General features: G+C 43.3%; 25 protein-coding genes and 1 pseudogene. All 26 read left to right on the top strand.

What is annotated here, in order from left to right:
• The first annotated feature begins 3 nt into the window (after positions 1–3).
• The 26 genes and pseudogenes from rpsJ (at position 4) to rpsD (ending at position 12142) form a co-directional block, all read left to right on the top strand.
• Positions 4–315 (top strand): 30S ribosomal protein S10, encoded by a 312-nt coding sequence (rpsJ, locus tag AWW73_RS16235; protein WP_000070912.1) that lies wholly within the window; start codon positions 4–6, stop codon positions 313–315.
• A gap of 58 nt (positions 316–373) precedes the next feature.
• The gene (gene rplC, locus AWW73_RS16230; protein WP_002117051.1) at positions 374–1012 is read left to right on the top strand and encodes a 50S ribosomal protein L3; all 639 of its coding nucleotides are present in this window, start codon (positions 374–376) and stop codon (positions 1010–1012) included.
• Positions 1013–1023: 11 nt separating this feature from the next.
• Entirely contained in the window at positions 1024–1626 is a 603-nt protein-coding gene (rplD, locus tag AWW73_RS16225) for a 50S ribosomal protein L4 (RefSeq protein WP_002049755.1), read from the top strand.
• Entirely contained in the window at positions 1623–1943 is a 321-nt protein-coding gene (gene rplW, locus AWW73_RS16220; RefSeq protein WP_062850166.1) for a 50S ribosomal protein L23, read from the top strand. Before rplD ends, rplW begins: the two co-directional genes overlap by 4 nt.
• Before the next feature lie 11 nt (positions 1944–1954).
• Positions 1955–2779: a 50S ribosomal protein L2 gene (gene rplB, locus AWW73_RS16215; RefSeq protein WP_002049686.1), complete on the top strand. Its 825-nt coding sequence runs from the start codon at positions 1955–1957 to the stop codon at positions 2777–2779.
• Positions 2780–2792: 13 nt separating this feature from the next.
• Positions 2793–3068, top strand: coding sequence for a 30S ribosomal protein S19 (gene rpsS, locus AWW73_RS16210; protein ID WP_001138119.1), 276 nt, complete (start codon positions 2793–2795; stop codon positions 3066–3068).
• A gap of 11 nt (positions 3069–3079) precedes the next feature.
• Complete coding sequence (rplV, locus tag AWW73_RS16205) at positions 3080–3409, top strand: 50S ribosomal protein L22 (protein WP_001982638.1); 330 nt, start codon at positions 3080–3082, stop codon at positions 3407–3409.
• A gap of 1 nt (position 3410) precedes the next feature.
• Positions 3411–4227, top strand: a pseudogene (gene rpsC, locus AWW73_RS16200) (30S ribosomal protein S3).
• Positions 4167–4580 (top strand): 50S ribosomal protein L16, encoded by a 414-nt coding sequence (gene rplP, locus AWW73_RS16195; RefSeq protein WP_002049688.1) that lies wholly within the window; start codon positions 4167–4169, stop codon positions 4578–4580. Before rpsC ends, rplP begins: the two are co-directional and overlap by 61 nt.
• Positions 4580–4777, top strand: a complete 198-nt coding sequence (rpmC, locus tag AWW73_RS16190) for a 50S ribosomal protein L29 (protein WP_000849928.1) — start codon at positions 4580–4582, stop codon at positions 4775–4777. Before rplP ends, rpmC begins: the two co-directional genes overlap by 1 nt.
• Positions 4774–5031, top strand: coding sequence for a 30S ribosomal protein S17 (gene rpsQ, locus AWW73_RS16185; protein ID WP_002116661.1), 258 nt, complete (start codon positions 4774–4776; stop codon positions 5029–5031). Before rpmC ends, rpsQ begins: the two co-directional genes overlap by 4 nt.
• 92 nt (positions 5032–5123) lie before the next feature.
• Positions 5124–5492 (top strand): 50S ribosomal protein L14, encoded by a 369-nt coding sequence (gene rplN, locus AWW73_RS16180; RefSeq protein WP_001982634.1) that lies wholly within the window; start codon positions 5124–5126, stop codon positions 5490–5492.
• Positions 5493–5501: 9 nt separating this feature from the next.
• Complete coding sequence (gene rplX / locus AWW73_RS16175) at positions 5502–5819, top strand: 50S ribosomal protein L24 (protein WP_002116820.1); 318 nt, start codon at positions 5502–5504, stop codon at positions 5817–5819.
• Positions 5820–5834: 15 nt separating this feature from the next.
• Entirely contained in the window at positions 5835–6371 is a 537-nt protein-coding gene (gene rplE / locus AWW73_RS16170) for a 50S ribosomal protein L5 (RefSeq protein WP_002116961.1), read from the top strand.
• 9 nt (positions 6372–6380) lie between these two features.
• On the top strand, positions 6381–6686 hold the full coding sequence (rpsN, locus tag AWW73_RS16165) for a 30S ribosomal protein S14 (RefSeq protein ID WP_002049689.1): 306 nt from the start codon (positions 6381–6383) through the stop codon (positions 6684–6686).
• An 11-nt stretch (positions 6687–6697) separates the two neighbouring features.
• Entirely contained in the window at positions 6698–7093 is a 396-nt protein-coding gene (gene rpsH / locus AWW73_RS16160) for a 30S ribosomal protein S8 (RefSeq protein WP_002049732.1), read from the top strand.
• Between the two features lie 13 nt (positions 7094–7106).
• The gene (gene rplF / locus AWW73_RS16155) at positions 7107–7640 is read left to right on the top strand and encodes a 50S ribosomal protein L6 (RefSeq protein WP_002116801.1); all 534 of its coding nucleotides are present in this window, start codon (positions 7107–7109) and stop codon (positions 7638–7640) included.
• A gap of 14 nt (positions 7641–7654) precedes the next feature.
• Positions 7655–8005, top strand: a complete 351-nt coding sequence (rplR, locus tag AWW73_RS16150) for a 50S ribosomal protein L18 (RefSeq protein ID WP_002049741.1) — start codon at positions 7655–7657, stop codon at positions 8003–8005.
• A 2-nt stretch (positions 8006–8007) separates the two neighbouring features.
• The gene (rpsE, locus tag AWW73_RS16145; RefSeq protein WP_001141025.1) at positions 8008–8505 is read left to right on the top strand and encodes a 30S ribosomal protein S5; all 498 of its coding nucleotides are present in this window, start codon (positions 8008–8010) and stop codon (positions 8503–8505) included.
• A 6-nt stretch (positions 8506–8511) separates the two neighbouring features.
• Positions 8512–8688 carry a 50S ribosomal protein L30 gene (rpmD, locus tag AWW73_RS16140; protein ID WP_000849088.1) on the top strand — a complete coding sequence of 59 codons (177 nt, stop codon included), beginning with the start codon at positions 8512–8514 and terminating at the stop codon, positions 8686–8688.
• Between the two features lie 3 nt (positions 8689–8691).
• Positions 8692–9132: a 50S ribosomal protein L15 gene (rplO, locus tag AWW73_RS16135; RefSeq protein ID WP_002116985.1), complete on the top strand. Its 441-nt coding sequence runs from the start codon at positions 8692–8694 to the stop codon at positions 9130–9132.
• A gap of 45 nt (positions 9133–9177) precedes the next feature.
• Positions 9178–10497, top strand: a complete 1320-nt coding sequence (gene secY / locus AWW73_RS16130; protein WP_171068081.1) for a preprotein translocase subunit SecY — start codon at positions 9178–9180, stop codon at positions 10495–10497.
• A gap of 20 nt (positions 10498–10517) precedes the next feature.
• Complete coding sequence (gene rpmJ / locus AWW73_RS16125) at positions 10518–10634, top strand: 50S ribosomal protein L36 (RefSeq protein ID WP_000867907.1); 117 nt, start codon at positions 10518–10520, stop codon at positions 10632–10634.
• 106 nt (positions 10635–10740) lie between these two features.
• Positions 10741–11097: a 30S ribosomal protein S13 gene (rpsM, locus tag AWW73_RS16120; RefSeq protein WP_000090815.1), complete on the top strand. Its 357-nt coding sequence runs from the start codon at positions 10741–10743 to the stop codon at positions 11095–11097.
• A 19-nt stretch (positions 11098–11116) separates the two neighbouring features.
• A complete protein-coding gene (gene rpsK, locus AWW73_RS16115) occupies positions 11117–11503 on the top strand; it encodes a 30S ribosomal protein S11 (protein WP_001040166.1) in 387 nt (128 codons plus the stop codon).
• A gap of 12 nt (positions 11504–11515) precedes the next feature.
• Positions 11516–12142, top strand: coding sequence for a 30S ribosomal protein S4 (gene rpsD, locus AWW73_RS16110; protein ID WP_062850165.1), 627 nt, complete (start codon positions 11516–11518; stop codon positions 12140–12142).
• Positions 12143–12149 lie beyond the last annotated feature (7 nt).

Below are 12149 nucleotides of genomic sequence, written 5' to 3'. Positions count from 1 at the left end.
GGTATGTCTAACCAGAGAATTCGTATCCGTTTGAAGTCTTTTGATCATCGTCTGATTGATCAATCTGCTCAAGAGATCGTAGAAACCGCTAAGCGTACTGGCGCACAAGTTTGTGGTCCAATTCCGATGCCTACTCGCATCGAACGCTTCAACGTTCTTACTTCACCGCACGTTAACAAAGATGCGCGTGACCAGTACGAAATTCGCACCTATAAACGTTTGATCGACATCGTTCAACCTACAGATAAAACTGTTGATGCATTGATGAAATTAGATCTTGCGGCTGGTGTTGATGTTCAGATCGCTTTGGGTTAAGGCTTTCGGTTGATTAACTTCTAAGTTAATTAGGCCGCTTTTTTAGAGGTTTATGCACATGGCTATTGGTTTAGTCGGTCGCAAATGTGGTATGACTCGCATCTTTACAGATGCAGGTGTTTCTGTACCTGTTACAGTCATCGAAGTCGATCCAAACCGCATTACGCAAATCAAAACACTTGAAACTGATGGTTATCAAGCTGTTCAAGTAACTACTGGTGAACGTCGCGAATCTCGCGTAACTAATGCTCAGAAAGGTCACTTCGCGAAAGCTGGTGTTGCTGCTGGTCGTTTAGTTAAAGAGTTCCGTGTTACTGAAGCTGAGCTTGAAGGTCGTGAAGTTGGCGGCACTATTGGCGTTGATTTGTTCACAGTTGGTCAGGTAGTTGACGTAACTGGTCAATCAAAAGGTAAAGGTTTCCAAGGTGGTGTTAAACGTTGGAACTTCCGTACCCAAGACGCTACTCACGGTAACTCAGTTTCTCACCGTGTATTAGGTTCTACAGGTCAAAACCAAACTCCTGGACGCGTGTTCAAAGGCAAGAAAATGGCTGGTCACTTAGGTGATGAACGCGTAACAGTACAAGGTCTTGAAATCGTATCTATTGACGCTGAACGTTCTGTTTTAGTTGTTAAAGGTGCAATTCCTGGTGCAACTGGCGGCGACGTGATTGTACGTCCTACCATCAAGGCCTGAGGGGAAATACCGTGAATTTGAAAACTGTTTCCGGCTCTGCTGTTGAATTGTCTGAAGTTGCTTTCGGACGTGAATTTAACGAAGCTCTTGTACACCAAGTTGTTACTGCTTACTTAGCAGGTGGTCGTCAAGGTACTCGTGCTCAGAAATCACGTGCAGACGTTTCTGGCGGTGGTAAAAAGCCATTCCGTCAAAAAGGTACTGGTCGTGCTCGTGCGGGTTCTATTCGTAGCCCTATCTGGGTTGGCGGTGGTAAAACTTTTGCTGCTCGTCCACAAGATTGGTCTCAAAAAGTAAACCGTAAGATGTACCGCGGTGCAATGCAATGTATCTTAGCTGAACTTGTTCGCCAAGATCGTCTTGTATTAGTTGAAGAGTTTGCTGTTGCAGCTCCAAAAACTAAAGAATTGCTTGCAAAGCTTAACGACTTAAATGCTGCTCGTGCATTAATCGTTACTGACGCTGTAGATGAGAACTTATATCTTGCAGCACGCAACCTTCCACATGTAGATGTGGTAGATGCAACTGCAATCGATCCTGTAAGCTTGATCGCGTTTGATAAAGTTGTGATGTCTGTAGCTGCTGCTAAGAAAATTGAGGTAGAACTCGGATGAACAACGAACGTATCTATCACGTCCTTAAAGGACCAGTCTTCTCAGAAAAGGCACAAGTTTTAGGTGATACTGTTGGTGTTCAAGTATTTAAAGTAGACATCAATGCTACTAAGCTTGAAATCAAAAAAGCAGTTGAAAAACTTTTTGGTGTAGAAGTTGTTAAAGTTAACACAACTATTACTAAAGGTAAGACTAAGCGCTTTGGTCGTACATTAGGACGCCGTTCTGATGTTAAAAAAGCATACGTCACCCTGAAAGCCGGCCAAGATGTTGAAATGGCTGACTTGGGCGATACCGCTGAAAGCGCAGCGGAATAAGGACGAAAATTATGCCGATTCAAAAATGTAAGCCAACGTCTCCAGGACGTCGCTTTGTAGAGAAAGTGGTTCATGACCATCTTCACAAAGGCGCGCCTTACGCACCGTTGGTTGAAGCTAAAAAACGTACTGGTGGTCGTAATAACAACGGTCACATTACTACTCGTCACGTTGGTGGTGGTCATAAACAACACTATCGTATCGTTGACTTTAAACGTAACAAAGACAGCATCCCAGCTGTTGTAGAGCGTATTGAATACGATCCAAACCGTACAGCACATATTGCTTTATTGAAATATGCTGATGGTGAGCGTCGTTATATCATCGCACCTAAAGGCTTACGTGCTGGCGATAAAGTACAATCTGGTAACGATGCTCCAATTCGTCCAGGTAACTGCTTGCCACTTCGTAATATGCCGATCGGTTCTACACTTCATAACGTTGAACTTAAAATTGGTAAGGGTGCGCAATTAGCGCGTTCTGCTGGTGCTTCTGTTCAGTTATTGGGTCGTGATGGTTCTTACGCAATTATTCGTCTTCGTTCAGGCGAAATGCGTAAAGTACATGTTGAATGCCGCGCTGTAATTGGTGAAGTTTCTAACCAAGAAAACAACCTTCGTTCATTGGGTAAAGCTGGTGCTTCGCGCTGGCGTGGTGTTCGTCCTACCGTACGTGGTATGGCGATGAACCCAATTGATCACCCGCATGGTGGTGGTGAAGGGCGTAACAAAGGTATTCAACCTGTAAGCCCATGGGGTCAAAAAGCTAAAGGGTACAAGACACGTACCAATAAGCGTACGACTAAGATGATTATTCGCGACCGTCGCGTCAAGTAAAGGAATCTGACTAATGCCTCGTTCTCTGAAAAAAGGCCCATTCGTCGATGCGCACTTGTTCGCTAAGGTTGAAGCGGCTGTTGCTAGTAACTCTCGCAAGCCGATTAAAACTTGGTCTCGTCGTTCGATGATCCTTCCAGATTTTGTTGGTCTAACAATTTCTGTTCATAATGGTCGTAACCACGTTCCAGTAATTGTTACTGAGCATATGGTTGGTCATAAACTCGGTGAATTCGCGCCAACTCGTACCTATCGTGGTCACGGTGTTGACAAGAAATCTAAACGTTAATAGGTGTCATGATGGAAGTAACTGCTAAATTACGCGGTGCCGCTATCTCGGCACAGAAAGCACGTTTGGTTGCAGATCTTATTCGCGGCAAATCTGTTGCGCATGCTTTAAATATCTTAAACTTCAGCAATAAAAAAGCTGCTGTTTTAGTGAAAAAAGCATTGGAATCTGCGATTGCAAACGCTGAACACAATAACAGTTTAGATGTTGACGATCTTAAAGTATCTACGATTTACGTTGACGAAGGCATGAGCCTTAAACGTATTATGCCACGTGCTAAAGGCCGTGCAGATCGTATTACTAAGCGTACTTGTCACATCACCGTTAAGGTAGGGGTTTGATATGGGTCAGAAGGTTCATCCAATCGGTATCCGCCTAGGTGTTGTGAAACGTCATAACGCTAACTGGTATGCGAATCCGAAACAATACGCTGAATACTTGCTTAAAGATCTTCAAGTTCGTGAGTTTTTAACTAAAAAACTTAAGAATGCGATGGTAAGCAATATTCTTATCGAACGTCCATCAGGCGCTGCTAAAGTAACTATTAGCACAGCTCGTCCTGGTATCGTAATCGGTAAAAAAGGCGAAGATATTGAGAAATTACAGCGCGAACTTACCAGCATTATGGGTGTTCCTGCGCAAGTAAGTATCAACGAAATTGATCGCCCAGACTTAGATGCGCGTTTAGTTGCTGAAGCTATCGCTTCTCAATTAGAAAAGCGTGTAATGTTCCGTCGTGCTATGAAGCGTGCGGTTCAAAACACTATGCGTGCTGGTGCTAAAGGTATCAAAGTTGAAGTGTCTGGCCGTTTAGGTGGTGCAGAGATTGCTCGTACAGAATGGTATCGTGAAGGTCGTGTACCTTTACATACGTTACGTGCAGACATTGACTATGCAACTATGCGTGCAGAAACAACTTACGGTACGATTGGTGTTAAAGTTTGGATTTTCCGTGGCGAGATTTTAGGTGGCATGAAACAAGTCATGAACCCTGCTCCTGCTGAAGATCGTCCAGCTAAACGTGGTCGTGGTCGTGGTGAAGGTCAAGAGCGTCGTGGTCGTCGCGGTGACCGTGCTGCTGACAAGGGAGAATAATCCATGTTGCAACCTAAACGTACCAAATTCCGTAAGGTGCACAAAGGCCGTAATACTGGTCTAGCGCATCGTGGTAGTACAGTATCATTTGGTTCGATTGCAATTAAAGCAACTGAACGTGGTCGTATGACTGCTCGTCAGATTGAAGCTGCACGTCGTACTATTAGCCGCCGTATTAAGCGTGGTGGTAAAATCTTTATTCGCGTATTCCCGGATAAACCAATTACTCAAAAGCCTCTTGAAGTGCGTATGGGTAAAGGTAAGGGTAGCGTGGAGTACTGGGTTTGCCAGATCCAACCAGGTAAGATCCTGTACGAAATTGAAGGTGTGAACGAAGAATTAGCGCGTGAAGCATTTGCTTTAGCTGCTGCTAAACTTCCGTTTAAAACCACTATCGTGACTCGGACGGTAATGTAATGAAAACTAAAGATCTACGTGAAAAATCGGTAGAAGAGTTGAAAGCTTTGCTTGATGAGCAACAGCTTAATCAATTCCGTCTTCGTATGGCGAAAGCAACTGGTCAGTTGGGTAAATCGCATGAAGTGCAAGTTGCTCGTAAGACAATTGCTCGTATTAAGACACTCCTTACCGAAAAACAGGGGAACGGACAATGAGTGAAAAAACAGTCCGCACGTTAACCGGCAAAGTAGTAAGCGACAAAATGGACAAGTCTATTGTTGTTCTTATCGAACGCCGCGTTCAACACCCGTTGTATGGCAAATCAATTCGCCGTTCAACTAAGTTACACGCTCATGATGAGAACAATGTTGCTAAACTTGGCGATGTTGTGACCATTAAAGAAAGCCGCCCAATTTCTAAAACTAAAGCTTGGACTTTAGTGGAAGTAGTTGAAGCAGCTGCTGAGTAATTCGACGTTCTTGTTGCATCATCGGTCAATTTCGAGTACTCTTTGAGCCTTTCGAAATTGTGACCGGTGATGCTCGGTTTTGGAGTAGGGCAATGATTCAAACCGAAACTATGCTCGACGTAGCAGACAACAGTGGTGCTCGCCGCGTACAATGTATTAAAGTACTTGGTGGTTCACATCGTCGTTATGCTTCTGTTGGCGACATTATTAAAGTTACTGTAAAAGAAGCAATCCCACGCGCACGTGTTAAAAAAGGTGACGTGATGAATGCGGTTGTAGTTCGTACTAAATTCGGCATTCGTCGTCCAGATGGTTCTGTGATCCGTTTTGATGATAATGCTGCAGTTATCCTGAACAACAACAAAGCTCCGATTGCTACTCGTATCTTCGGACCAGTGACTCGTGAACTTCGTACTGAACAGTTCATGAAAATCATTTCATTGGCTCCTGAAGTTCTATAAGAGGCAATCATGGCTAAGATTAAAAAAGGCGATCAAGTTATCGTGATCGCAGGTAAAGAAAAAGGCAAACAGGGTACTGTATTGTCTGTTTCTGAAGACCGCGTTAAGGTTGAAGGCCTTAACTTAGTGAAGAAGCATCAAAAGCCGAATCGTGTAACTGGCGCTGAAGGCGGTATCGTTACTCAAGAAGCTTCGCTTCATATTTCAAACGTGGCAATTTTAAATGCTACAACCCAGAAGGCTGACCGTGTTGGTTACCAAGTGATTGATGGCGTGAAAACTCGCGTTTACAAATCAAATGGTGAATCAGTGGCGGTAGCGAAGTAATAGGTTGAAAAGGCAATGGCCAGACTTAAAGCACGTTACAACGAAGAACTTAAAGCGAAGTTACAAGAAGAACTTAGCATTAAGAACGTGATGGAAATTCCACGCATCACAAAAATTACCCTAAACATGGGTGTAGGCGCAGCTGCAACTGATAAGAAATTATTAGATGGCGCTGTAGTCGACATGCAATTAATTGCTGGTCAAAAACCAGTAATTACACTTGCTCGTAAATCTATCGCTGGTTTCAAAATCCGCGATGGTTGGCCGATTGGTTGTAAAGTTACTTTACGTGGCGACCAAATGTACGAATTCTTGGACCGTTTGATCTCAATCGCAATCCCTCGTATCCGTGACTTCCGTGGTTTCTCTTCGAAATCATTTGATGGTCGTGGTAACTACTCAATGGGTTTGAAAGAGCAAATCGTTTTCCCTGAAATCGATTTCGATAAGATTGATCGTATTCGTGGTATGGATATTACTATTACTACGACTGCTCGCACCGATGACGAAGGCCGTGCGCTTATGCGTGCATTCGGCTTCCCGTTCAAATAAGAGGTCGATATGGCTAAGAAAGGTATGATTAATCGCGAATTGAAACGCGAAAAAACAGTTGCTAAATACGCTGCAAAACGTGCTGAATTAAAAGCTACGATTGCAAACGTAAATGCAAGTGAAGAAGAGCGTTTCGAAGCGATGTTAAAGTTACAAGCATTGCCACGTAATGCATCTCCGGTACGTCTTCGTAACCGTTGTGGTTTAACTGGTCGTCCTCATGGTTACTTCCGTAAGTTCGGTTTAAGCCGTAACAAATTACGTGACACAGTAATGCAGGGTGATGTACCAGGCGTTGTTAAGGCAAGCTGGTAAGGAGCGACTAAATGAGTATGCAAGATACCGTTGCCGACATGCTAACACGTGTTCGTAACGCACAAATGGCTAAGAAACAAACTGTTTCTATGCCTTCTTCTAAGTTGAAAGTTGCTATTGCAAACGTACTTCAACAAGAAGGTTATATTTCAAATGTAGAAGTTGCTCAAGAAGAGACAAAATCTACTTTGACAATTACTTTAAAATATTTCGAAGGCAAACCAGTTATCGAAATGGTTAAACGCGTAAGCCGTCCAGGTCTTCGCCAATACCGTGGTAAAGATAAACTTCCAAGCGTTAAGCAAGGTTTAGGTATTGCAATTGTTTCTACAAGCAAAGGCATCATGACTGATCGCGCTGCACGTGCTGCGGGCGTTGGTGGTGAAGTTATTGCTTTTGTTTCTTAATAGGTGATTCCTCATGTCTCGTGTGGCTAAAGCCCCAGTAACTGTACCTAATGGTGTAGCAGTTACTCAGAACGGCCGGCAGGTCGAAGTGAAAGGCAGCAAAGGTACATTGTCTTTCAACCTGCATGCGCTGGTCGAGCTAAAACAGGAAGAAGGTAAACTTCAACTTGCTCCAGTTAAAGAATCGAAAGATGCTTGGATGCAAGCTGGTACTGCTCGCGCTGTATTGAATAACCTTGTAAAAGGGGTTAGTGAAGGCTTCGAACGTAAGTTGCAGCTAGTTGGTGTTGGTTATAAAGCTGCGGTTAAAGGTACTGTTGTAAACCTTAACCTTGGTTTTTCACACCCAATTGACTACGCTTTACCTGAAGGTGTAACAGCGGAAACTCCAACTGCTACTGAAATCATTTTGAAATCAGCAAATAAGCAGTTGTTAGGTCAAGTAGCGGCAGAAATCCGTGCATACCGTTCTCCTGAACCATATAAAGGTAAAGGTGTTCGTTATTCGGATGAAGTCATTCTTCGTAAAGAAGCTAAGAAGAAATAAGGCGCGAGGTTCTTATGAACGAAAAGAAACAATCCCGTTTGCGTCGTGCGAAAAGCACACGCTTGCACATTCGTGCATTGGGTGCGACTCGTTTGTGTGTAAACCGCACTCCGCGTCACATCTATGCTCAAGTTATTTCAGCAGATGGTGGCAAAGTTTTAGCACAAGCTTCAACTTTGGATGCATCTTTACGTAGCGGTACTACAGGTAATGTAGACGCAGCTACTAAAGTAGGCGCTTTAATCGCAGAGCGTGCGAAAGCAGCTGGTGTAACTAAAGTTGCATTTGACCGTTCTGGTTTTAAATATCATGGTCGTATCAAAGCCTTGGCTGATGCTGCTCGTGAAAACGGCTTGGAGTTCTAATCATGGCTAAAGTTGAACAAAACGAAGGTCTTGTTGAAAAGCTGGTTGCCGTTGATCGTGTAGCCAAAGTTGTTAAGGGTGGTCGTATCTTCTCTTTCACAGCATTAACTGTTGTGGGTGATGGTAATGGTCGTGTTGGTTTTGGTCGTGGTAAAGCTCGTGAAGTTCCAGCTGCTATTTCTAAAGCACTTGAAGCTGCACGTCGCAACATGATTACTGTAGACCTTGCAGGTACTACTTTACAACACCCTGTGAATGCTCGTCATGGTGCAAGCCGTGTATATATGCAACCTGCTTCTGAAGGTACTGGCGTAATTGCTGGTGGTGCTATGCGTGCCGTTCTAGAAGCTGCAGGTGTACATAACGTACTTGCTAAATGTTATGGTTCTACTAATGCTGCAAACGTAGTAAACGCAACTTTTAAAGGTTTGCGTGATATGACTTCTCCTGAGAAAGTCGCTGCGAAACGTGGTAAATCAGTAGAAGAAATTCAAGGGTAATCAATCATGAAAACGATTAAAGTTACCCAGACTAAATCTTCTTCACATCGCTTGAAAAATCACAAGCTTTGCTTACAAGGTTTAGGTCTGCGTCGTATTGGTCATACTGTAGAAGTGCAAGATACGCCTTCTAACCGCGGTATGATCAACAAAGTCTACTATATGGTTAGTGTAGAGGAATAAGCCATGACTCTGCGTTTAAATGAACTTGCGCCTGCAGAAGGTGCAAAACGTGAACACCGTCGTTTAGGCCGTGGTATCGGTTCTGGCGTTGGTAAGACTGGTGGCCGTGGTGTCAAAGGTCAAAAATCACGTAAAAGTGGTGGCGTTCGTCCAGGCTTTGAAGGTGGTCAAACAGCGATTTATCGTCGTTTACCTAAATTCGGTTTCACTAGCCAAATCGCTTTAAAAACTGCTGAAGTACGTTTATCTGAGTTAAGCAAGGTTGAAGGCGACATCGTTAGCCTGGAAACTTTGAAAGCTGCGAATGTTGTTCGTCGTGACCAAATTCGTGCTCGTATCGTACTTTCTGGTGAAATCACTCGTGCATTCACTGTTCAAGGTGTTGCATTGACTAAAGGCGCTAAAGCTGCGATTGAAGCAGCTGGCGGTAAAGTCGAGGAGTAATCTCGAGTGTCTATGTCTCCTAGTTCTTCAGGTCATGTCAACATGATGAAAGGTCAGCCATTTCATGTGAAATATCGTGAAATTATTCGCCGGATGAGTTTTCTAATCGGTGCATTGCTGGTCTTTCGACTAGGAGCGCATATTCCAGTACCAGGCATTAATAATGCTGCGTTAGAAAATTTATTTCATGCGAACCAAGGAACTATTCTTGGGCTATTCAATATGTTTTCTGGCGGTGCTTTAGAGCGAATGTCTATTCTTGCTTTAGGGATTATGCCTTACATTTCTGCATCAATTATTGTGCAGTTAATGTCAACAGTAATTCCTTCACTTGAAGCCTTGAAAAAGGAAGGTGAGCAAGGTAAGCGTAAAATTAATCAATATACGCGTCAGGGTACTTTATTACTTGCAGTGGTTCAGGCAGTCGGTATGTGCGCAGGTTTGATCGGTCAGGGTATTACTCTGACAGTTGGCCTTGCCTTTTATATACCTGCAGTTACTTCACTTGTCGCTGGAACTATGTTCTTAATGTGGCTGGGTGAGCAAATCACTGAAAGAGGTATTGGTAACGGTATCTCAATGATTATTTTTGCAGGGATTGTTGCTGGTTTGCCTAATTTAATCATGCAATCAGTATCTTCTGTAGATAATGGTCAAACAAGTTTAATTGGTCTTGTAATCTTTGGTCTTTTGTCTTTAGGTGTATTGGCAGCCATTGTGTTTATTGAAAAAGCACAACGTCGTATTCCAGTAAACTATGCGCAAAAGCAACAGGGACGTCGTATATTTACAGCACAGCAGACGCATTTGCCATTAAAAATTAATATGGCTGGTGTAATTCCTGCGATTTTTGCAAGTTCTTTACTATTGTTCCCAGCAAGTCTTGGACAATGGGTGGGAAGTGCAGATCCAAATGCTGGTTTTATTAAAAGTAGCTTACAAGATCTAGCTTTAGTATTGTCGCCTGGACAGCCTTTGTATTTGGTGCTCTTTGGTGCGTTAATTATCTTTTTCTGTTACTTTTATACGGCTTTAGTATTTAGCCCTAAGGAAGTATCAGAAAATCTAAAACGCAGCGGAGCTTATGTGCCTGGTATTCGCCCAGGTGAGCAAACTGCTCGTTACTTAGATCATATTCTTAATCGTTTGACATTTATTGGTGCGATTTATATTACGGTCATCTGTTTAATGCCAATGATTCTACAAAGCTCTTTTGGGATTCCATTCTATTTAGGTGGTACCTCATTATTGATCGTAGTAGTCGTTGTTATGGACTTTATGGCTCAGCTACAAGCGCATTTAACATCTCATCAATATGATAATCAAACATTAATGAGAAAAACGACTGCTCATCCTAAGGGATAAGCGCACTTAGAGGTTTCATCATGAAAGTACAAGCTTCTGTAAAGAAAATTTGTGGTAGCTGTAAAGTTATCCGTCGTAATGGGGTTATTCGCGTAATTTGTAGCGCAGAACCTCGTCATAAGCAGCGTCAAGGTTAATCTAATCAAGACCTGTTGATTTCAGTAGGCGAATTGGGTTAATATCCGCCCCTCAAGATTTTTGTGGGGCGGTTGATTATCTCTACTGCCTTTTTGGAGAAAGTGAATGGCTCGTATTGCCGGTGTAAACATTCCGGATAACAAGCATGCTGTTATCTCCCTCACTTATATCTTTGGTATCGGTCGCCACACTGCTAAGAATATCTTAGCTGCAGTTGGTATTACTGAAACTACTAAGATCCGTGAGTTGGACGATGCTCAGCTTGATGCGATTCGTGCAGAAGTTGCTAAGGTTCCTACCGAAGGTGACTTACGTCGCGAAATTTCCATGAACATTAAACGTTTAATGGATTTGGGTTGCTACCGCGGCCTTCGCCATCGTCGCAGCTTGCCTGTCCGTGGTCAACGCACCAAAACTAACGCACGTACCCGTAAAGGTCCGCGCAAACCGATTAAAAAGTAAGATTTCTGGAAGCTAAAAGATGGCTAAAGATACTCGCACACGCAAGAAGGTCACCCGTACCGTCTCTGAAGGTGTTGCACACATTCACGCGTCTTTTAATAACACCATTGTTACGATTACTGATCGTCAAGGTAATGCATTGGCTTGGGCCACCTCAGGTGGACAAGGCTTCCGTGGTTCACGTAAATCAACTCCGTTTGCTGCTCAGGTAGCTGCTGAAGTTGCTGGTAAAGCAGCTTTGGATTACGGTTTGAAAAATCTGGACGTCCTTGTAAAAGGTCCTGGTCCAGGTCGTGAGTCTGCGGTTCGTGCATTAGGCGCAGTGGGTTATAAGATTAACAGCATTACCGATGTGACTCCAATTCCTCACAACGGTTGCCGTCCACCTAAAAAACGTCGCGTGTAAGGAGAAACATTCATGGCTCGTTATATTGGTCCAAAATGCAAACTCTCTCGCCGCGAAGGGACAGACCTGCAACTTAAATCTGGCGTTAAACCATTTGACGTCAAAACTAAAAAAGCTAACAAAGCTCCTGGTCAACATGGTCAGGCACGCGGTGGTAAGCAATCTGAGTATTCACTACAATTACGTGAAAAACAAAAAGTCCGTCGTATTTACGGTGTGTTAGAACGTCAATTTAGTAACTACTATAAAGAAGCAGCTCGTGTTAAAGGCGCAACAGGTGAGAACTTGTTGAAATTGCTTGAAAGCCGTCTTGATAACGTTGTTTATCGCATGGGTTTTGGTTCTACACGTGCAGAAGCTCGTCAGTTGGTAAGTCACCGTAGCATTACTTTGAATGGTCGTCGTGTAAACATCGCATCTATTCAAGTTAAAGCTGGTGATGTAATTGCGGTTCACGAAGGTGCTAAACAACAATTGCGTATTAAAAACGCGATTGAGTTAGCTACACAACGTGGTATTCCAGCTTGGATCGAAGTTGATCATTCTAAGCTTGAAGGTACGTTTAAAGCTGCACCAGATCGTTCTGATTTACCTGCTGAAATCAACGAAAGCTTGATTGTAGAATTGTATTCTAAATAATCCTTGA

The sequence above is a fragment of the Acinetobacter lactucae genome, assembly GCF_001605885.1.
Classification (GTDB): Bacteria; Pseudomonadota; Gammaproteobacteria; order Pseudomonadales; family Moraxellaceae; genus Acinetobacter; species Acinetobacter lactucae.
The sequence above is the reverse complement of the archived record's forward strand: the minus strand, read 5'-3'. Positions and strand labels throughout refer to the sequence as shown.

Excerpts from the sequence above, each read along its gene's own strand:
- rpsJ (WP_000070912.1), top strand. The coding sequence starts at position 4 with ATGTCTAACCAGAGAATTCGTATCCGTTTGAAGTCTTTTGATCATCGT.
- rplC (WP_002117051.1), top strand. The coding sequence starts at position 374 with ATGGCTATTGGTTTAGTCGGTCGCAAATGTGGTATGACTCGCATCTTT.
- rplW (WP_062850166.1), top strand. The coding sequence starts at position 1,623 with ATGAACAACGAACGTATCTATCACGTCCTTAAAGGACCAGTCTTCTCA.
- rplB (WP_002049686.1), top strand. The coding sequence starts at position 1,955 with ATGCCGATTCAAAAATGTAAGCCAACGTCTCCAGGACGTCGCTTTGTA.
- rpsS (WP_001138119.1), top strand. The coding sequence starts at position 2,793 with ATGCCTCGTTCTCTGAAAAAAGGCCCATTCGTCGATGCGCACTTGTTC.
- rplV (WP_001982638.1), top strand. The coding sequence starts at position 3,080 with ATGGAAGTAACTGCTAAATTACGCGGTGCCGCTATCTCGGCACAGAAA.
- rplP (WP_002049688.1), top strand. The coding sequence starts at position 4,167 with ATGTTGCAACCTAAACGTACCAAATTCCGTAAGGTGCACAAAGGCCGT.
- rpmC (WP_000849928.1), top strand. The coding sequence starts at position 4,580 with ATGAAAACTAAAGATCTACGTGAAAAATCGGTAGAAGAGTTGAAAGCT.
- rpsQ (WP_002116661.1), top strand. The coding sequence starts at position 4,774 with ATGAGTGAAAAAACAGTCCGCACGTTAACCGGCAAAGTAGTAAGCGAC.
- rplN (WP_001982634.1), top strand. The coding sequence starts at position 5,124 with ATGATTCAAACCGAAACTATGCTCGACGTAGCAGACAACAGTGGTGCT.
- rplX (WP_002116820.1), top strand. The coding sequence starts at position 5,502 with ATGGCTAAGATTAAAAAAGGCGATCAAGTTATCGTGATCGCAGGTAAA.
- rplE (WP_002116961.1), top strand. The coding sequence starts at position 5,835 with ATGGCCAGACTTAAAGCACGTTACAACGAAGAACTTAAAGCGAAGTTA.
- rpsN (WP_002049689.1), top strand. The coding sequence starts at position 6,381 with ATGGCTAAGAAAGGTATGATTAATCGCGAATTGAAACGCGAAAAAACA.
- rpsH (WP_002049732.1), top strand. The coding sequence starts at position 6,698 with ATGAGTATGCAAGATACCGTTGCCGACATGCTAACACGTGTTCGTAAC.
- rplF (WP_002116801.1), top strand. The coding sequence starts at position 7,107 with ATGTCTCGTGTGGCTAAAGCCCCAGTAACTGTACCTAATGGTGTAGCA.
- rplR (WP_002049741.1), top strand. The coding sequence starts at position 7,655 with ATGAACGAAAAGAAACAATCCCGTTTGCGTCGTGCGAAAAGCACACGC.
- rpsE (WP_001141025.1), top strand. The coding sequence starts at position 8,008 with ATGGCTAAAGTTGAACAAAACGAAGGTCTTGTTGAAAAGCTGGTTGCC.
- rpmD (WP_000849088.1), top strand. The coding sequence starts at position 8,512 with ATGAAAACGATTAAAGTTACCCAGACTAAATCTTCTTCACATCGCTTG.
- rplO (WP_002116985.1), top strand. The coding sequence starts at position 8,692 with ATGACTCTGCGTTTAAATGAACTTGCGCCTGCAGAAGGTGCAAAACGT.
- secY (WP_171068081.1), top strand. The coding sequence starts at position 9,178 with ATGAAAGGTCAGCCATTTCATGTGAAATATCGTGAAATTATTCGCCGG.
- rpmJ (WP_000867907.1), top strand. The coding sequence starts at position 10,518 with ATGAAAGTACAAGCTTCTGTAAAGAAAATTTGTGGTAGCTGTAAAGTT.
- rpsM (WP_000090815.1), top strand. The coding sequence starts at position 10,741 with ATGGCTCGTATTGCCGGTGTAAACATTCCGGATAACAAGCATGCTGTT.
- rpsK (WP_001040166.1), top strand. The coding sequence starts at position 11,117 with ATGGCTAAAGATACTCGCACACGCAAGAAGGTCACCCGTACCGTCTCT.
- rpsD (WP_062850165.1), top strand. The coding sequence starts at position 11,516 with ATGGCTCGTTATATTGGTCCAAAATGCAAACTCTCTCGCCGCGAAGGG.